Here is a 17,886-nt window from a genome sequence, read left to right as displayed (position 1 = left end):
TACCCGCTGCGCGCCGGTTCAGCCTCGTAGCAGCATGAACGGTAGAAGCACGAGCGCGGCCGCGCCGACCATGCCCAGCAGCACCAGCGCCACAAAGCCGGGACGACGCTGCAACAGGCCGGAAAAGGTCTCAGCGCTGCCGTCCTGCAGGGCCTGCTCACGCTCGGCACGCATCCGCACGCTGCGCTCGCGCTGGTACGCGCCCATCACGTCGCGGGCTCGCGCAAGATCGTCGTCGTCGCGGATCCACAGCCCCCCGTTCGAGATGCCCCAAGGGCTCGGCTCGGTGCGATACCACGCAATACGGTGCTGATCCAGCAGCGTGCAGACGTCATGGTATTCATCGTTGCCGACGTGGCGCAGGTTCAAGAGCAGCTTTGACATGCCGCCATCATAGCCCGGCGAACAACCGCTTCAGCGAGAGGAGAGGGCGACGGTCCGCCCTGTCTCTGCCGTGGATGCGATGCGTTACCCTTGCATCCCCTCGAATTCGGATGCCGCCCATGCGCCGCCTGCTCGCTCCCCTCCTGTTGTCCCTGGCCCTCGCTGCCTGCGCACCGGCCGGTCCGCCGCCGGGCGGCTCCATTGCCGCCTTTGAGACCATCGACACGCAGGCAGGTACCGGCGCTGTCGCCACACCCGGCAGCAAGGTGACCGTCCACTACACCGGCTGGATCTACGACGAGCGCGCTGAAGACAAGCACGGCAAGACCTTTGACAGCTCGGTGACGCGTGGCGAACCGTTCTCCTTCGAACTGGGGGGCGGTCAGGTCATCCGGGGGTGGGACGAAGGCGTGGCGGGCATGAAGGTGGGCGGCAAGCGCACCCTGATGATCACCCCGGACATGGGCTACGGGCAGCGCAGTGTCGGACCGATTCCCGCCGGCTCCTCGCTGGTCTTCGATGTCGAGCTGCTTGATGTCCAGCCCCGCTGATCCGGTAGCGGTGCCGCGCGTTGCGGTGATCGGTGGCGGCCCGGCAGGGCTGTTTGCCGCCGAGCAGCTGTGCGCGGCGGGACTGGCGGTGGATCTGTATGAGGCCAAGGGCTCGCCTGGCCGCAAGTTCCTGATCGCCGGCAAGGGTGGCTTGAACCTGACCCACTCCGACGCGCGCCCGCTGTTCGACAGCCGCTACCGATCGCAATCCACGGCGGTGGCCAGCTGGCTGGATGCGTTCGATGCCGATGCGCTGCGGCGGTGGGCTGCTGGGCTGGGTGTGGAAACCTACGTGGGCAGTTCCGGTCGCGTTTTCCCGGTGGACCGCAAAGCCGCGCCGCTGTTGCGCGGCTGGGTGCGCCGGCTGAAGGAACAGGGCGTGCGTTTCCATGTGCAGCACCGCTGGCAGGGATGGGACGCCGACGGTGCGCTGCGCTTTGCCACGGCTGAGGGCGACACCCGCGTTGTCGCCAACGCCACCGTCCTGGCGCTCGGCGGTGGCAGCTGGCCGCAGCTCGGTTCCGATGGCAGCTGGGTACCGCTGCTGCAGGAACGTGGCGTCGCCGTTGCGCCCCTGCAGCCGGCCAACTGCGGTTTTGATGTGGCATGGACGCCCTGGTTCGTGCAGCGCCACGCCGGCACTCCACTGAAATCCGTGGTGGCGCACTGGACCGACCTGCAAGGTACGGATCACCAGCAGCAGGGCGAATGCGTGGTGAGCGAGTACGGCATTGAAGGCAGCCTGGTCTATGCCGTGTCGGCAGACCTGCGCGATGCACTCGCCCGCGATGGCACAGCGACGCTGTGGCTGGATCTCGTTCCGGGACGGTCGCAGGAACGCTTGGCAGCCGATCTGGCACGCCCCCGCAAAGGACGCAGTTTCGGCGAGCATCTGCGTCGCCAGACCGGCGTGGATGCAGTGAAGGCATCGCTGCTGTTCGAGGTACTGGGCAAGGAAGCGGGCCAGGACGTCGACCGCGTTGCGGCCGCGTTGAAGCGCCTTCCGGTGGTCCTGCAGCGGCCGCGACCGATGGCAGAGGCGATCAGCACGGCGGGCGGCGTGATGCTGCCGGCGATGGATGCCGAGTTGATGCTGCAGGCGGTGCCGGGCGTCTTCTGCGCCGGCGAAATGCTCGACTGGGAAGCGCCGACCGGCGGCTACCTGCTGACCGCGTGTTATGCGAGCGCGCAACGTGCGGCCGATGGTGTAGTCGCGTGGTTAGCTGCCCGCTGACGCGGCGGGCCGCCGCATGCGGATCGCGGCCAAGGTGATTCCGCTGGGGTGCAGGTAATCCTGCGGTCCTTCTGCAATGAATCCGCCACGCTGGTAGAACGCCACCGCATTCAACGATGCCGACAGGACGATGTCGGCATCCGGTGCGGCAAGGGCGAACAATTGCTGCAGGAGTGCCCGTCCAACCCCCTGACCGGCCGCATCCGGATCCACGAACAGCGCATCGACCTCGTTGTCCTGCAGAACCAGCATGCCGTAGCCGACCACGCGGCCCTGCGCATCCTCGGCCACCACGCAGCCGCCCTGCCCCAGCAGCGCGGCATAGTGAGCAGGCGGCGGCGATGCGGACCAGCGCGCGATCACGTCAGCGGGGTAATGGCTGCTGCACAGCTCGCGCACGCAGCGCGTCCGCAATGCCCAGAGCACCGCCTCATCTCCCGAGCTGCCCGCGCGAAAGCGCAGCGCGCTGGCAGTGCTCATCGCGATTTGCTGGCGCGCAGTGCCTGGATGCGCGACGGCGGCTGGAAGGAATCGCTGCGCGCATCGCCCCAGTAATCATGGAACACCGCATGGTCGGGCACCTGCCGCAGCAGCTCGCCCGGCGCCAGATAGCGATACAGCGATGCCAGCGAGCGTATCTCCACCGGCGACACCCGACGCAGGATGTGTTCCGGCCCCAGCTCGGCAGGGTCGTTCAGTCCCGCCGCGCACAGCAGTTCTTTCAACGCATGCAATGTCTGCCGGTGGTAGTTGTGCACCCGCTCGGCCTTGTCGGTCGGGTCCAGGCTCTTCCAGCGTTTCGGATCCTGGGTGGCGATGCCGGTGGGACATTTGTCACTGTGGCAGCTGAGCGACTGGATGCAGCCCAGCGCGAACATGAAACCCCGCCCCGCGTTGCACCAGTCCGCGCCCAGCGCGATGATCCGCGCGATGTCGAAGGCACTGGTGATCTTGCCGGCCGCCCCGATGCGGATGCGGTCACGCAAGTCCAGCCCGACCAGCGTGTTGTGCACCAGAAGCAGCGCTTCATGCATCGGCACCCCGACATGATCGATGAACTCCGACGGTGCCGCACCGGTGCCACCCTCCGCACCGTCCACGACAATGAAATCAGGCAGCAGGCCGGTTTCACTCATCGCCTTGGCAATGCCGAACCATTCCCACGGATGGCCGATCGCCAGCTTGAAGCCGACCGGCTTGCCACCGGACAGCTCACGCAGGCGCGCGACGAACTGCAGCAGTTCGATCGGGGTGGAGAAGGCGGAATGCCGCGACGGCGACACGCAGTCTACGCCCATCGGCACCCCGCGCGTCACCGAGATTTCTTCGCTGACCTTCGCCGCCGGCAGCACGCCACCGTGGCCCGGCTTGGCGCCCTGCGACAGCTTGATCTCGATCATCTTGACCTGATCGTGCGTGGCATTGGCAACGAAACGTTCTTCGCTGAAGCCGCCCTGCTCGTCACGGCAGCCGAAATAGCCCGACCCGATTTCCCATACCAGGTCACCGCCCATTTCGCGGTGGTACGGCGATATCGAGCCTTCACCGGTATCGTGATGGAACCCGCCGCGGCGCGCGCCTTCGTTGAGTGCGCGGATGGCATTGGCCGACAACGAGCCGAAGCTCATCGCGGAGATATTGAAGATGCTGGCCGAATACGGTTTGGCGCAGTTGGGCCCGATCAACACGCGGAAATCCTGATGCCCGATGCTGGTCGGAGCCAGCGAATGATTGATCCATTCGTAGTCCACCGCATACGTGCTGCGCAGCGTGCCGAACGGCACCACGTCCATCTCGTTCTTTGCACGCTGGTAGATCAGCGCGCGCTGCTGGCGCGAGAACGGCACATCTTCCAGATCGCTCTGCACGAAGTATTGGCGGATCTCCGGACCGATCGACTCCAGGCCGTAGCGGAAGTGGGCCAGTACCGGATAATTGCGACGCAGCGTGCTGCGTGTCTGCAGCAGATCCCATGTACCCACCACGAAGACGGTCGCCGTGAACGCCACGCCCCAGTACCAGGCGGGCCAAATGGTGGCCAACCACAGGCAGACCGGAAACAGGATGATGGCGAGCACGTAGGCCAGATAGCGGTGCATGGCGTTCCTCTTTGCGTAGCTGTGACCAGTCTACCCCGCCGCTGATCAACGCCCCGCCAATGGCCTCAGAGCCGGTCGTCCACCACGTCACGCGGCCAGGCCGATTTGACGTCATAGACGACACCCTGCGGTGCCAGCAACGCCTTGATCGCGGCCGCATCCATCTGCCGGAAGCGCTGGTGCGCCACCGCCAGCACGACCGCGTCATACACCCCTGCTTCGGCCTCGGCCACCCATTCGACGCCCGCATCCTGAAGCGCGGCCGGCCCGACCCAGGGGTCCTGTACCTGTACGCGTGCGCCACTGGCCTGCAGCTGCTGGGCCAGTTCCAGTGCACGGCTGTTGCGCAGGTCCGGGCAGTCTTCCTTGAAGGTGACGCCCAGCACCAGCACGCGCGCTGCCTCGGGTGCTCGCCCACGTCCGGCCAGCAACGACAGCACGCGCTGGGTGACATGTGCACCGACGCGATTGTTGACCTGTCGCGCGGTGTGGATCAGATCGGGGTGGTAGCCCACGCTTTCCGATTTGTGCAGCAGGTAATACGGGTCCACGCCAATGCAGTGCCCGCCCACCAGGCCCGGCCGAAACGGCAGGAAGTTCCACTTGCTGCCCGCCGCTTCCAGCACGTCCTGCGTATCGATGCCCAGCTTGTCGAAGATCAGCGCCAGCTCGTTGACCAAGGCAATGTTGACGTCGCGCTGGATGTTCTCCACCACCTTGGCCGCTTCGGCCACGCGCATGGACGGTGCCGGGAAGGTGCCGGCCGTGATGATCTGCCGGTACAGCGCATCCACCACGGCGGCGACGTCCGGCGTGGAGCCGGAGGTGATCTTGCGGATGTCGGCCAGGCGACGCTGGCGGTCACCCGGGCTGACCCGCTCCGGCGAATAGCCGCAGAAGAAATCTTCGTTGAAGCGCAGGCCCGAACCGGCCTCGAGCAGCGGGATGCACACTTCTTCGGTGGTGCCGGGATATACCGTGGATTCGTAGATGACCAGATCGCCGGGCTGGAGCACGCTGCTCACCCGTTCGCTGGCCGAGCGCAACGGCCCCAGGTCGGGCTGCTCATGCACGTCGATCGGCGTCGGCACGGTGATGATGTAGACATTGCACGCCGCAAGCTCACCGGCATCGGCCGTGCAGCGCAGGTGCGTGGCCTGTGCCAGTTCGCCGTCTTCCAGCTCGAGGGTGTGGTCATGGCCCTGCTGCAGTTCGGCCACGCGAGCGGCATCGATGTCGAAGCCCAGCGTGGGGAACAACCGGCCGAAAGCGACGGCCAACGGCAAGCCCACATAGCCCAGTCCGATGATCGCCGGACGCGGCGACTGCGCCGCCGACAGCGGCGTACTCATGCCATCCACCGGCAGCACGTGATGCGATCGGAACGTTCCATGGCGCACCCGGCTCCTGCATAAAGAGCGACAAGGTTAACCGCCCTGCTGGTCGCTGACCACGTCCTGCCTCACGACCCCAGGCTGACCGCCGCAGGCTCCAGCTCGCCGCCGCCGCCCATCCAGGTGTACAGCAGCCGCTCGAAGCCGTGCCCAGCCAGCGCCGGCTCCAGCGAAAGACCTTCCCATGGCGCGTCCACGATGGCCGCCAATGCCTGGGCATCGATCTGCCGGCTGGCCATGGTCCAGCGCGGAAACCAGCGTGCCTGCACGCGTGCGCTGGCCAATTGTCGAAGGCCGTGGTGTCGACGCGCGTTGACCACCCGGGCATACACCGAATCCAGCCCATCAGCGGGACCCTCCAGATACTGCAGAAAGCGCGCACCATCGAACATCAGCACGCCGGTGACCCCGGCCATGCGATTGAACGCGGTGGCATCGGCCATCAGCCCGTCCAGCTCGGCGAGGGACAGTTCCGCCCGGGCCTGACTGACATAGACAATCGCGCGCAGTGGCATGTTTCCCTCCCCAGGTACGCCTGATTCAAATATGGCATGAACCTATTAGTGTTGGTAGGTAATGCAGAAACGAATTGCCGGCGGCACGTCACCATTCCAAATTGGCGCCGCGTGGTGCACCCTATGCGCGCGGCCCGGATGGCGAAACTGGTAGACGCATCAGACTTAAAATCTGCCGACCGCAAGGTCATCCCGGTTCGATTCCGGGTCCGGGCACCAGCCATCACCCTTGCGTCTGCACCGCTCAGATCGCGCGCGAATACTGCGCCACAGGTGCTGATTGCGACAGATATCGATCAAAACACATGGCCAGCAGGCGCAGCAGCGGCCTGCCCTGCTCGGTCACGCGCACGCGCCCTTCGATCACCTCGGCCAGCCCATCGGCTTGCAGGGCCGCCAGGCGTGGCAACGCATCGGCGAAGTACGTGTCGAAGTGCTCGCCGCGCGCGGCACACACCGCGGCTACATCCGCTTCGCCGTGGCACATCAGCTGCTGGATGATCTCCGCACGCAGCACATCGTCGGGGTCCAGCTGCAGTCCGCGCCATACCGGCATGTGGCCGGCATCCACCGCGGCTTCCCACGAAGGCAGGTCGCGCGGATTCTGGCTGTAACTGGCACCGACGTTGCTGATCGCGCTCACCCCCAGCCCCAGCAGATCGGTATCGGCATGGGTGGTGTAGCCCATGAAGTTGCGATGCAGCTGCCCTGCCCGCTGCGCGCGTGACAGGTCCTCTTCGGGCAGCGCGAAATGGTCCATGCCGATGTATTGATACCCCGCCGCCATCAGCTGCTGCACCGCCAACCCCAGCAGGGCGAGTTTCTGTTCCGGCGCGGGCAGCTGGGCTTCGTCGATCTGCCGCTGCGCCCGGAACACGTGCGGCAGGTGCGCGTAGCCGTAAACCGCCAACCGGTCCGGACGCAGGGCCAGCACCTGCTGCAGCGTACGCCCGAATCCCTGCGGGGTCTGGCCCGGCAATCCGTAGATCAGATCCACGTTGACCGAGCGCATGCCGTAATCGCGGCAGGCCTGCAGGATGTCCAGCGTCTGCCCGACCCCCTGCACGCGGTTTATCGCCACCTGCACGGCCGGATCGAAATCCTGGATCCCCAGGCTGGCCCGGTTGAATCCCAGCTCGGCCAACAGCGCCACGTCGTCACGGTCGATGAAACGCGGATCCAGCTCGATCGAAAAATCACGCGACGGCGAGGAACTGAAAGTGAAACGACGCCGCAGGCCACCGACCAGCTCGACCAGCGCGTCGCGGGTCAGAAAGTTCGGCGTGCCACCGCCCAGATGCAGTTGAATCACCTCGCGTCGCGGATCGACATGCGACGCCAGCAGGTCTGCCTCGGCCAACACGCGGGCCACATAGGCCTGGCCGCGACTGCGGTCGCGGGTGATTACCCGGTTGCAGCCACAGTAGAAACATGGACTGCTGCAGAAAGGCACGTGCACATACAGTGACAGCGCCTTGCCTGGTCCGTTGCTGGCAGCCAGCGAATCGGCCAGTTGCCGTTCGCCGAAGCCATCGTGGAAGTGCGGCGCGGTCGGGTAGGAGGTATAGCGCGGGCCGGCCTTGTCATGCCGCTGCAGCACCTCGGCATCGAAGCACCAGGCCAAGCCACCGTGCACGGGAGAGTACGTATCCATGACGCAAGCATCCCGCCAACGGACACGCCGCGCTTTGACCCAGATCAAATCAGCCGACGATCGGCAGGCCAAGCGACGGCAAGCGCAGCATCCGATAGCGCTTCCAGAAGGTATCGGCGATACGCGCGGCGATATCGTCGGCAAGCCGCTGCATGTCTGGATTGCCGCACTCCGCCGAAGTCAGCCGGAACAGCGCCAGCCAACGATCGAACAGATCGCGGTCCATGTCGTCGATCGCCATGTGCTTGGACATCGGCGAGCCCTGGAAACGGCGGGTGCCGCGCAGCAGGGCCGACCAGAAATCCACCAGCTGGCGCAGATGCGTAGGCCAGTCGACGACATGCGCGGTGAACACCGGGCCGAGTCGGGGCTCGTCGCGGACGCGCGCATAGAAGTCATGCACCAGACGGGTGACCTCTTCCTCCGTACACAGATCGGGCGAGGCGTCAGGCAGGGGCAGCGGGGCAGTGTCCATGGGATCCAGCAGGTGTCGAACCGCGATTATCCCACCGCGCGCGCGTGCGCGCAGCGGGCGGGCCCTGCAGCGCTTGATCCAGATCAATGCCTGCGCCGGACGGGCTTCCTAGATTGATCGCTCGCCGGCGCGCGATACACCCGCAGCCCGTCGCCCCACTGCCTCCTGCCGGACTGACCCGCATGCCGCTGTCGCCTGTCCCTCATCGCCTGCCCTGCCGACAACGCGTCGAGCGGTGGGGGATGGTGCTGTGGCCCAGCTTCATCGCGGCGGGGCTGGCCAGCGGGGTGTTCTTCGCCTTCGTTGATCCGGTGCGCTTATGTGCCATCACCTTTCCTGACCACGTGATCAGCCGTGAACTGGGCTACACGCTGGGGTTCTTCATGTTCTGGACGGTCACCGCCGCCTCCAGCGCCGTCACCGCGTACCTGCTGCGGCCGATGGATGCGGACGACGATGAGGTGCCGTTGGGGTGAACTGGCTGCTGCGCACGCCCTATCTGCGAACCGGACTGACGCTTGCGCTGCTGGCAGCCTTCTACGGGTTGCCGTGGCTGCAGTGGAACGGCCGACAAGCCCTGTTGTTGGATCTCGCGCAGCGCCGGTTTGACCTGTTCGGGCTCACCCTGTGGCCGGACGATGTGGGCCTGCTGTTGGCGCTGTTGGCATTTGCCGCCGTGTTGCTGGCGCTGTTCACCCACCTGGCGGGGCGACTGTGGTGCGGCCATGCCTGTCCGCAGACGTTGTGGAGCCAGTTGTTTGGCTGGGTGGAACGTGGCACGCGGTGGGCACTTCAAGGCGCATCCGTTGAGCCGCTGTTGCGGCATGCGCTCTGGGCCTGCCTGGCCTTGGCCACCGGCCTGACCGTCGTCGGCCTTTTCACGCCGTTCCACCCGTTGCTGATGCGGGCGGTGCAGTGCCGGCTGGGTGCCTGGGAAACGTTCTGGATCGTGTTCTATGCTGCCGCGACATGGGGCAATGCAGGATTCCTGCGCCGTCATGTGTGCAGGGCGCTGTGTCCGTTTGCACGCGTCCAGCCCCTGCTGGCCGATGCGCATACGCCGCGCATGCTCTATCTGGCGCCGCGCGGCGAGCCCCGAGGCATGCGCGCTGCCGGGCTGGGCAGCGTGGCGGCGCGCGGCCGGGGGCTGCTCGACCCCACTACCGCGCAGGACTACGTGTTTCGCGCCGCACATCCTGAACTTGCCGGGTCCATGCCGCTCTTCGCCGCTGACCGGCTGGGGGACTGCGTCGACTGCCGCCTCTGCGTCAGCGCCTGCCCGGTAGGGCTGGACGTACGTGAGGGGCCACAGGCGGATTGTCTGGCGTGTGGCGCATGCCTGGTGGCCTGCAACAACGTGCAGCAAGCCACGATGGGCACCTCCGGGCTGATCCGTTACACGAGACCCGACCACGGCCTGTTGCCGCCACGCAGGATGCTGCGACCGTTCACGCTGGTGCTGCTGGTCCCGCTCTGCGTGCTGGGGGCGTGGCTGGTGGCGCGCCTGTTCGCGGGCTGACTCAGCGCGCTGGCGACTCGGCAGGTGGCACAAGTTGCGCCTGCCGCACGATGCCAAGCTGCTCGATCAACAACGCCATTTCATTGGTGACCTGCGTGCGCTGGCCACCTTGTGGCACCAATCGCGCGAGCACCTGCTGGTAGGTATTCCAGAACTCTGGACCGCATCCGTGCTTCTGGTAACTGTCTTCCAGCTCGTGGCGGACCTGGTCTGCCAGATCCTGCGTGCCGTAGTCCATGTACGACCCTCCAAGGAATAAACGCCCGGTTTCGACTCTCTCGTCCAGAAAGCCTGCTTATGCCGCCTATTGAATTAGTCATAAATTTGACTACACGTCAATGACAAGAAGAACACATCATCGGCATAAACCTGAACTATTTACCTGCTCCCGCCAGGTTACGTCGCCTACTACCGACACCGCCCTCACCCCGTACCGCTAAGGTTGGTGAAAACAGACAGGTGAGACGAGCATGCAACTGACGACCGAGCAGCGCAGGATCCTTGAGGACATCCACGCAACGCGTGAGGTGTCTGCCGAAGACGCGACGTGGGCGGTCAAGGCCGGCTTGGCCGTACAGGCCGAAGATGGTGACATCGACCTGAGCCAGGAAGGCCGGCAGCAGGTCGAGCCGATCGTCGGCTGAGACCTACCCCGCCTGTGGGTGCAGCCGCTGCGCAGGCTGACAGGTTGCGCCATGCCCCATGCGACGCCGCGGCTGCGTACCACGCGGCGGCGGGGCGCAGCGGACGGAACAGAGGGAGATCAAGCGAGCCTGCCGCACTGTGTAGGCTGCACGTCGCGCGCAAGCTGCCGTCTGCTGACAGGACACAGCGGCTACACCGCGTTCGTGCAGCCTTATCGCGCGCAGGGCCGATGCGCGCCTCGGCTCCCGGAGCGTCAGATGCTCACCGCAGCACACCTTTCGCAAATTCTCATGTGCCCGTTGACGCTGGCGCAGCGTTGGGCAGACCCGTTGAACGTGGCCATGGACACCTTCGGCATCACTACACCGCGGCGCCAGGCCCACTTCCTGGCCCAACTGGGGCATGAAAGCCACAGCCTGCAGACGTTGCAGGAACTGCTGTCGTACAGCCCCAAGCGCATCCGCGACGAATACGGCTGTCGCGTTGCCGAAGCGGAACATTCGTCCTACGCGCGCAAGCCGGAGCGGCTGGCCAATCGCGTGCACGCTGATCAAGGTGGCAACGGCGACGAAGCCAGCGGCGATGGATATCGATATCGCGGTCGCGGACCGTTACCGCTACGCGGGCGTGGCGACTATCGGCGCATCGGCGTGCTGATCGGCATGCCACTGGAAGAACAACCCGAGTTGATGGAATCCCCGGAAGTGGCTGCGCTGGCGGCAGCCGCATGGTGGCACGACGCCGGACTCAATGTGCTGGCCGACAAGGACGATCTGCTGTCGATAAGCCGACACGTCAACCTGGGAAGTGCCGCCTGCAAAGCGACACCGCAGGCGCTGAGCGAACGCGGCGCCCGCACGCGCCGTGCGCTGCTGGCGCTGGGCACGATGCCGCGCGCAGATGGCTGGTAGAGACGCGCAATGGCATGCGACTGATGCCCGCACGCGTCGTGACGTGTTGGCGCTGGCCACACTGATACCCGGTAGAGCCGACTTCAGTCGGCTGCCGTTGCGGTTGCGGTTGCCGTCGCCGTCGCGGCTGCTGCGATGCGGGACGGCAGCGGACTGAAGTCCGCTCTACCAGACTGGTTCACCTCTATCTGCACCGACCTGCATGCCGGACCGTACCGCCTGCCAACCCATTTGCGCGATTTCTGACAGCAGGCGTTGCGGCCCGCAGGCAGCCTTCTGTTGCCTCAGCAGCGTCCCAACGACGTCAAGGATCACGCATGTGGAACTCAAAAACCGCTCTATCGGCTGCCGCAGGCGTGCTGTTATGCCAAGGCGCTGCTGCCGAAAATACATTGCCGCTCATGCCGCAATCGTTCGAGCTAATCTCAGAAACAGTATCGAGTAGCAACGACACCCCAGGAAATCCGCCAACGTTGATTCGCCGGTATCAACTGGAAGAAGGAGATCTCGTGGAATTGGTTCACTCGGTAGCATCGGATGGGCATCTGCTTCTCAAAGCATCCGAGCAGTCAAAGGACACACTTACCAAGATGGATCGGTACTGCTCAAAGCTGGGCGGCGAAGTGGTCCGCACGAGCACCGCCAAGTTCCCCTTTGGAACCCGCACACTGCTCTCTTGCGGGAAGAGTGGAAACAGCCATGCGGGATCGTTGTGACCTTCTCGAAAGGTATTGAATGACCCGAGCGCGGCGAAGGTGGAACGCACCACCGCGCCTTCTGATTCAGGTGTGCACAGGGCTAAGGACCGCAGGGCTCATCGCACTTCCAACTGCTTTCCAGCCGATGCCTTGATCAATTCCCGGCCAGCAACCAGCAAGCCATCTACCAGGTGCTCTCCAAGCAGCGAAGCGTTATCCCCATCGCAACGCGCTATGTGCTCGGCATGCAGGATCTCCAGCGCCGCATCCAAAGCTTGCATCACGCGGATTGGCACGGCGACTTTACCCACGCGCTCCAGTTCGGCGGACGGGTCTACCTCCGGTGCGGGCAGCGACGGAACCAGCGTCAGGTGGGTCAGTCGAGTACTCGCCGGGTGCTCAGCCGCGTACTGCTGCAGACGGCGTTCCAGCGTCTCGATGAACTTCTGCGGCACGTCGTGGATCTGCTCGCCCAGCAGGGAGGCAAGACGCGCGGAGCTCAGGGGATGTTCGGTAGTCAACGGCAGGACCTCGCAGTGAGGCCACCTGCGCCGGAGCGCAAGGTGGCGGGCGATGCGGGTTGCCATACCGGGTGAGTAAACCATTAACCGGCGGATCAGGGATCCCCCGCATCGCCTGCCATGAAACCGATAGGCGATGCAGTGCATTCTCCGCCGTGCCCCGGAGGGCAGAACAGAGTCAACGGTTAACTCACTAACAGGATGGCAATCCCGGCTGATGCCCCGTGGCACCAGCGGGATCATCGTGCGCAGCGGCAAGTGCCTGCGTCCATGAGGAAAATTGCGAAGTTCCGCCCATGTGCGCCATGTATCCCGCGTAGCCATCAAAGACATGAGATGGCGCGAAGCGCGGGACCAGAGATGACGCCGGATTGGCCACCATCCATACGGCAATGGGCAGCATGCGACATGCCGCCAAGACCGCCGACCGAAGCACACGCCGAATTACAGACATAAAAAAAAGCCCTGATCAAGATCAGGGCTTTAGTCTGGAGGCCTGGGTCGGAATTGAACCGGCGTACGCGGCTTTGCAGGCCGCTGCATAACCACTCTGCCACCAGGCCGGTGTACAGCAACCAAGGATGCGAGACCCTGGTAAGACGAAGTTCCGTGTTGGAACCTGTCGGGATTTGGAGCGGGAAACGAGACTCGAACTCGCGACCTCAACCTTGGCAAGGTTGCGCTCTACCAACTGAGCTATTCCCGCGTGAGGCCGACATGCTACCGGATGACCCGGGACCACACCAGCGTTTTTCACGCTTCAACACATCGTTTTTCCCGTTGCAGGCCGCTTACTGGAGCGCTGCCCCGCGCAGCCAGCGCGGGAGAAAAACAAAGCCCCTTCCGGGGCCCGGTAAAACTGGAGCGGGAAACGAGACTCGAACTCGCGACCTCAACCTTGGCAAGGTTGCGCTCTACCAACTGAGCTATTCCCGCGTTTTCTTCGACCTGCGCCGAAGAAGCGATATTGTGTCTAAAAACCTTCATCTCGTCAAGCCTGTTCATCTGCAATCGAACAGTCCGGATGCTGGTTTTCCAGCGCGGGATGCAGGCAAAAAAAAGAAGCCACGTGGGCTTCTTTTCGAAAACCTGGAGCGGGAAACGAGACTCGAACTCGCGACCTCAACCTTGGCAAGGTTGCGCTCTACCAACTGAGCTATTCCCGCTTGGGAGGCGGCATTCTACAGCAGCCAGCGCAGGAGTCAAGAAACGCGAAAACAAAAAAAGAGGCCTTTCGGCCTCTTTCAGATTCTGGAGCGGGAAACGAGACTCGAACTCGCGACCTCAACCTTGGCAAGGTTGCGCTCTACCAACTGAGCTATTCCCGCTTGGGAGGCGGCATTTTACCTGTCTTCACATCGGTGTCAACAGGCCTGTCAGCCGCCTTTCTTCAATCGCGCGCGTTCGCGTGCCGCGCGTTCATCGGCGCGCAGGCTCGGCCAGGCGGCATGCAGATACTGCAGGCCCGAATACAGCGTCAGCATGGCGGCGATCGCCAGGGTCCAGTCGCCGATATGGAACACCGGCGGGCCCATCCAGATCGACTCGACCGGAGTGTTGGGCGCTACGGAATACAGCAGGCACAGCAAGGCCACCATCTGCGCGGTGGTCTTGACCTTGCCGATCATCGCCACGCGCACCTTCGCGCGCTGGCCCAGTTCCGCCATCCACTCGCGCAGCGCGGACACGGCGATTTCGCGGCCGACGATCACCGCCGCCCAGAAGGCCATCCACGGAGTCGGGTGCCCCTGCACGATCAGGAACAGCGCCACGGCCACCATCAGCTTGTCAGCCACCGGGTCCAGGAACGCGCCGAACGCCGATTCCAGCTTGTAGCGCCGCGCGATCCAGCCATCCAGCCAGTCGGTGATCGCTGCCAAGCCGAACAGGGCCGCCGAGGCGAAGTTCGTCCATGTATAGGGAAGATAGAACACCAGCACCAGCACCGGGATCATCAGGATCCGCAGCAGTGTCAGCCAGGTGGGGAGGGTCAACGTCATCAGATCTCTCTACTCGCCCGCCGCATTCGGCTCGGGCAGTCCATGAAGGTTAGCGTAGATACGGGCAGCGAGGGCATCGTTGATGCCCTCGACCTTGGCTATTTCCGACTCGCCTGCCGCCTTCAGGCCGACCAGTCCGCCGAAATGCTTGAGCAGGCTGGCCCGCCGCCGTGGGCCGATGCCGGCGATGTCTTCCAGTTTGCTGGTCATCCGCGCTTTCTGGCGGCGGCCGCGATGGCCGGTGATGGCGAAGCGGTGCGCCTCATCGCGCACCTGCTGGATGAACTGCAGGGCCGGCGAGGCCGCGCCCGGGCGCAGCTCGCGGCCGTCGGGCAGCACCAGCGCTTCGTGTCCGGCGCGGCGTTCCGCACCCTTGGCCACGCCCACCAGCAGCACGCCTTCCACACCCAGGTCGGCCAGCGCTTCCTGCGCCTGGGTCAGCTGGCCGGCACCGCCGTCGATCAACAGCACATCCGGCAGCACGCCCTGCTCTTCCACCGCCCGGCGGAAGCGTCGGTCGATGGCCTGGCGCATGGCCGCATAGTCATCCCCCGGCTCGATGCCGGTGATGTTGAAACGGCGATACTGCGCTTTCACCGGACCGGCGGCGTCGAACACCACGCACGATGCCACCGTGGCCTCGCCCATGGTGTGGCTGATATCGAAACATTCCACCCGCTTCACCGGCTCGGCCAGGCCCAGCATCTCGCGCACGGCCTCGCTGCGCGCGTGCTGCGAATCCCGGCTGTTGAGCTCGGTGGCCAAGGTCAGCTGGGCATTGCGGCTGGCCAGTTCCAGATACCCCGCGCGTTCGCCGCGGACGTTCCATTTCAACTGCACCTTGTGCTCGGCGGAGGCGGACAACGCCACTTCCAGCAGCGACGCATCGGGAATTTCGCGGTCCAGCAGGATCTCGCGCGGCGGCTGGAATTCCACGTAGTACTGAGATACGAACGCGCCCAGCACTTCGTCCGGGCTGTCTTCGCCATTGGTGCGCGGGAAGAACGGCCGCGTGCCCATGTTGCGGCCATCACGGAACGCCAGCAGCATCACGCAGGCCTGCGCTCCGCGCGTGGCCACGGCCAGCACGTCCAGGTCGGCCGCGCGGCCATCGACATACTGCCGGGTCTGCATGCTGCGCAGCGATTTGACCAGGTCACGCAACCGCGCGGCCTGCTCGAACTCCAGCGACTCACTCGCGGCCTGCATCTGTTCGCCCAGCTCGCGGGTCAGGTCATCACTCTTGCCTTCCAGGAACATGGACGCCCGGCGCACCGATTCGGCGTAGTCCTCGGCCGGCACCAGCTCTACGCACGGCGCACTGCAGCGACCGATCTGGTACTGCAGGCAGGGCCGCGAGCGGTTGCGGAACACGCTGTCTTCGCAACTTCGCAGCTTGAACAGCTTGTGCATCAGGTTCAGCGTTTCGCGCACGGCGGTGACGCCGGGATACGGGCCAAAATAGCGGCCCGGCACCGCGCGCGGGCCGCGGTGCAGCGCAATGCGTGGCCACTGCTCGCGGGTCAGCAGGACGTGCGGATAGGTCTTGTCATCGCGCAGCGACACGTTGTAACGCGGCGACAGCGATTTGATCAGTTGGTTTTCCAGCAGCAGCGCTTCGCCTTCCGAGCGCGTGACCGTCACGTCCATCCTGACGATCTGCGACAGCATCGACATGATGCGTGCGTTCTTCGGGCTGCCGTTGAAGTAGCTGCCGACGCGGTTGCGCAGCGCGCGCGCCTTGCCCACGTACAGCAGCGCATCGTCGGCACCGTACATGCGGTAGACGCCGGGTGCGGTACTCAAGGCAGCGGCGAACGCCTTGCCATCAAAAGCGGGTACTTCGTTCATTCGGTGATCGGCACTTCGCTCAGCACGCCACTGGCGGGGTCCAGCCGCAGTACGGCATGTGCATCGGTCTCGGCGATCCATACCGCGCCCGCGCCGGCCGCCAGCCCCGCCGGCCCATGCAGCCGCCGTGGCAGCGCCTGGGTCAGCAGCTCGCCACCGCCCAGCCGCAGCGTGCGCAGCCGGCCATTGCCGGTATCGGCGATCCACAGCAGCGGCGCATCCGGGCTCAGTGCGATGGCCTGCGGGAACTGCAGGCTGGCCTGCTCGCGCGGGCCGTCTTCGGCACCGTGGCTCCACATGCCCTGCCCCACCAGCGTCTGCACCAGGTCACCGCGCAACTGCAGCGACCGGATCGACGACCCCAGCGCATCGGCCACGTACAGCGCCTGCTGCACTACCGCCAGCGCGGTAGGCTGGGCAAACGCCGCCACGTTGCCGGCGCCGTCGCGCTGATCGAGGATCCCGCTCCCGGCGCGCCGCTGCAGGCGTCGCTGGCCGAGGTGATAGCTCCATATCCGGTTGTCACCGGCCATGGCGATGTGCAGTTCGTTGTCAGCCAAGGCAAGGCCGATGGGGTGATTGAGCTGCGAGGAGCGTGGATCGCTCAGCTCGCCCTCCACCGGCTCGCCGCAGCGCCCGTTGCCACACAACGTGTCGACCTGGCCGGTGATGATGTTGATGCGCCGCAGGGCGTGGTTGCCGGTGTCGGCGACGTACAGGCATTCACGCTCCACCACCAACGCTTGCGGGCGGTTGAACGCCGCCTCCTGCGCGCCGCCATCCATCAGGTCGGCGGTGCCCTGGCCGAACTGGCGCAGTACACGGCCGCCATGGCTGCATTCGAGGATGCGGTGGTGTCCCGTGTCGGCGATGTACAGCCGCTCGGTGGTTACCGCCAGGCCGGTGGGAAAGCACAGCGGCACGCGGGGCTCTGGATTCAACTCACGCAGCGGCGCGATATCGGCAGCCTGCGCGCCGGCACACAGCTCGTTCAGGCTGCGATCCAGCTCGCCGGGCTGCCCCAGTCCGACCAGTCGGCCACTCTCGCGGCCATACACATCCATCATCACCATCGTCGGCCACGCGGTCACGCCGAACCGGCGCCAGCCATCCCAATCGCTGTCGAGCAGTGCGATCGAGCTCAGCCCCTGCCGCCGCAGCAGCTTCAGCGATGCCGCCTGGTCCCGTTCGAAATCGAAGCGCGGCACCTGCAGTACCAGCACCTGCAGGCGGCCCGGGTTGCGCGACTGCCAGTTGGCCACTTCGGCCAGACGCTGCGCGCACCAGACCGACGCCGCGTTGACGAACAGCAGCGCCAGCGGTCGGCCACGCAGTTCGCTCAAGGTGGCCGGCGCAGCATTCAGCCACGTGGCGAATTCGGGGAGATCCTGGACGGGTTGGGCATTCATGCGCTGATTATGCCGGAGACCGTGTC

General features: G+C 65.2%; 19 protein-coding genes and 6 tRNA genes. 8 read left to right on the top strand and 17 right to left on the bottom strand.

Translation table 11 applies throughout. From position 1 onward, the window contains the following. Positions 1-18: 18 nt before the first annotated feature. Positions 19-384, bottom strand: a complete 366-nt coding sequence (locus IFT65_RS04700; RefSeq protein WP_188324439.1) for a DUF6164 family protein — start codon at positions 382-384, stop codon at positions 19-21. 119 nt (positions 385-503) lie between these two features. Between IFT65_RS04700 and IFT65_RS04695 the strand changes: the two genes are divergently transcribed. Together IFT65_RS04695 and IFT65_RS04690 are read left to right on the top strand one after the other, a co-directional pair. Continuing rightward, positions 504-935, top strand: a complete 432-nt coding sequence (locus IFT65_RS04695; RefSeq protein WP_188324440.1) for an FKBP-type peptidyl-prolyl cis-trans isomerase — start codon at positions 504-506, stop codon at positions 933-935. After that, positions 919-2,169: a TIGR03862 family flavoprotein gene (locus IFT65_RS04690; protein ID WP_192080508.1), complete on the top strand. Its 1,251-nt coding sequence runs from the start codon at positions 919-921 to the stop codon at positions 2,167-2,169. The genes IFT65_RS04695 and IFT65_RS04690 overlap by 17 nt, the downstream gene beginning before the upstream one ends. Here the strand turns inward: IFT65_RS04690 and IFT65_RS04685 are convergent. The 4 genes from IFT65_RS04685 to IFT65_RS04670 all read right to left on the bottom strand — a co-directional run bounded on the left by IFT65_RS04685 (position 2,155) and on the right by IFT65_RS04670 (position 6,177). Then, positions 2,155-2,631 (bottom strand): GNAT family N-acetyltransferase, encoded by a 477-nt coding sequence (locus IFT65_RS04685; RefSeq protein ID WP_192080737.1) that lies wholly within the window; start codon positions 2,629-2,631, stop codon positions 2,155-2,157. The two genes, IFT65_RS04690 and IFT65_RS04685, sit on opposite strands and share 15 nt — an antisense overlap. A gap of 14 nt (positions 2,632-2,645) precedes the next feature. Beyond that, a complete protein-coding gene (locus IFT65_RS04680; protein WP_192080506.1) occupies positions 2,646-4,268 on the bottom strand; it encodes an FMN-binding glutamate synthase family protein in 1,623 nt (540 codons plus the stop codon). Between the two features lie 65 nt (positions 4,269-4,333). Next, on the bottom strand, positions 4,334-5,620 hold the full coding sequence (locus IFT65_RS04675) for a nucleotide sugar dehydrogenase (RefSeq protein WP_192080504.1): 1,287 nt from the start codon (positions 5,618-5,620) through the stop codon (positions 4,334-4,336). Positions 5,621-5,730: 110 nt separating this feature from the next. Next, positions 5,731-6,177, bottom strand: a complete 447-nt coding sequence (locus IFT65_RS04670; RefSeq protein WP_188324444.1) for a BLUF domain-containing protein — start codon at positions 6,175-6,177, stop codon at positions 5,731-5,733. A gap of 132 nt (positions 6,178-6,309) precedes the next feature. Between IFT65_RS04670 and IFT65_RS04665 the strand changes: the two genes are divergently transcribed. Continuing rightward, positions 6,310-6,396: transfer RNA gene (locus IFT65_RS04665), tRNA-Leu, on the top strand. A gap of 25 nt (positions 6,397-6,421) precedes the next feature. Here IFT65_RS04665 and hemN read toward each other — a convergent pair. Continuing rightward, positions 6,422-7,831, bottom strand: coding sequence for an oxygen-independent coproporphyrinogen III oxidase (gene hemN / locus IFT65_RS04660; RefSeq protein WP_192080501.1), 1,410 nt, complete (start codon positions 7,829-7,831; stop codon positions 6,422-6,424). A 49-nt stretch (positions 7,832-7,880) separates the two neighbouring features. Beyond that, positions 7,881-8,306, bottom strand: coding sequence for a group III truncated hemoglobin (locus tag IFT65_RS04655; protein WP_188324446.1), 426 nt, complete (start codon positions 8,304-8,306; stop codon positions 7,881-7,883). 182 nt (positions 8,307-8,488) lie between these two features. Between IFT65_RS04655 and IFT65_RS04650 the strand changes: the two genes are divergently transcribed. Both IFT65_RS04650 and IFT65_RS04645 read left to right on the top strand, forming a co-directional pair. Beyond that, the gene (locus IFT65_RS04650) at positions 8,489-8,782 is read left to right on the top strand and encodes a hypothetical protein (RefSeq protein WP_188324447.1); all 294 of its coding nucleotides are present in this window, start codon (positions 8,489-8,491) and stop codon (positions 8,780-8,782) included. Then, positions 8,779-9,825, top strand: a complete 1,047-nt coding sequence (locus IFT65_RS04645; protein WP_342365850.1) for a 4Fe-4S dicluster domain-containing protein — start codon at positions 8,779-8,781, stop codon at positions 9,823-9,825. The genes IFT65_RS04650 and IFT65_RS04645 overlap by 4 nt, the downstream gene beginning before the upstream one ends. A 1-nt stretch (position 9,826) precedes the next feature. On the opposite strand, the gene IFT65_RS04640 is transcribed toward IFT65_RS04645, so the two are convergent. Beyond that, on the bottom strand, positions 9,827-10,063 hold the full coding sequence (locus IFT65_RS04640) for a hypothetical protein (protein WP_192080499.1): 237 nt from the start codon (positions 10,061-10,063) through the stop codon (positions 9,827-9,829). 232 nt (positions 10,064-10,295) lie between these two features. Between IFT65_RS04640 and IFT65_RS04635 the strand changes: the two genes are divergently transcribed. The 3 genes from IFT65_RS04635 (at position 10,296) to IFT65_RS04625 (ending at position 12,097) form a co-directional block, all read left to right on the top strand. After that, on the top strand, positions 10,296-10,469 hold the full coding sequence (locus IFT65_RS04635; RefSeq protein ID WP_188324449.1) for a hypothetical protein: 174 nt from the start codon (positions 10,296-10,298) through the stop codon (positions 10,467-10,469). 258 nt (positions 10,470-10,727) lie between these two features. Beyond that, a complete protein-coding gene (locus tag IFT65_RS04630; protein WP_192080497.1) occupies positions 10,728-11,381 on the top strand; it encodes a glycoside hydrolase family 19 protein in 654 nt (217 codons plus the stop codon). A gap of 317 nt (positions 11,382-11,698) precedes the next feature. Continuing rightward, positions 11,699-12,097, top strand: coding sequence for a hypothetical protein (locus IFT65_RS04625; protein WP_192080496.1), 399 nt, complete (start codon positions 11,699-11,701; stop codon positions 12,095-12,097). A gap of 98 nt (positions 12,098-12,195) precedes the next feature. Here the strand turns inward: IFT65_RS04625 and IFT65_RS04620 are convergent, their stop codons facing one another. The 9 genes from IFT65_RS04620 to IFT65_RS04580 form a co-directional block, all read right to left on the bottom strand. Further along, positions 12,196-12,666, bottom strand: a complete 471-nt coding sequence (locus tag IFT65_RS04620; protein ID WP_192080494.1) for a hypothetical protein — start codon at positions 12,664-12,666, stop codon at positions 12,196-12,198. 423 nt (positions 12,667-13,089) lie between these two features. Further along, positions 13,090-13,163, bottom strand: a tRNA-Cys gene (locus IFT65_RS04615). Positions 13,164-13,230: 67 nt separating this feature from the next. Further along, a tRNA-Gly gene (locus IFT65_RS04610) sits at positions 13,231-13,306 on the bottom strand. A gap of 154 nt (positions 13,307-13,460) precedes the next feature. Next, positions 13,461-13,536: transfer RNA gene (locus tag IFT65_RS04605), tRNA-Gly, on the bottom strand. A gap of 154 nt (positions 13,537-13,690) precedes the next feature. Next, positions 13,691-13,766 (bottom strand) — tRNA-Gly (locus tag IFT65_RS04600). Between the two features lie 86 nt (positions 13,767-13,852). Next, positions 13,853-13,928, bottom strand: a tRNA-Gly gene (locus tag IFT65_RS04595). A 48-nt stretch (positions 13,929-13,976) separates the two neighbouring features. Beyond that, positions 13,977-14,600, bottom strand: a complete 624-nt coding sequence (gene pgsA / locus IFT65_RS04590) for a CDP-diacylglycerol--glycerol-3-phosphate 3-phosphatidyltransferase (RefSeq protein ID WP_188324456.1) — start codon at positions 14,598-14,600, stop codon at positions 13,977-13,979. A gap of 9 nt (positions 14,601-14,609) precedes the next feature. After that, positions 14,610-16,451: an excinuclease ABC subunit UvrC gene (gene uvrC / locus IFT65_RS04585; protein WP_188324457.1), complete on the bottom strand. Its 1,842-nt coding sequence runs from the start codon at positions 16,449-16,451 to the stop codon at positions 14,610-14,612. Continuing rightward, on the bottom strand, positions 16,448-17,860 hold the full coding sequence (locus IFT65_RS04580; protein ID WP_192080492.1) for a hypothetical protein: 1,413 nt from the start codon (positions 17,858-17,860) through the stop codon (positions 16,448-16,450). Before IFT65_RS04580 ends, uvrC begins: the two co-directional genes overlap by 4 nt. Positions 17,861-17,886: the final 26 nt, after the last annotated feature.

This window comes from Stenotrophomonas sp. CFBP 13725 (genome assembly GCF_014841935.1).
Taxonomy (GTDB): Bacteria; Pseudomonadota; Gammaproteobacteria; order Xanthomonadales; family Xanthomonadaceae; genus Stenotrophomonas.
Note: the sequence above shows the minus strand (reverse complement) of the source record. Positions and strands in the feature narration are given on the sequence as shown.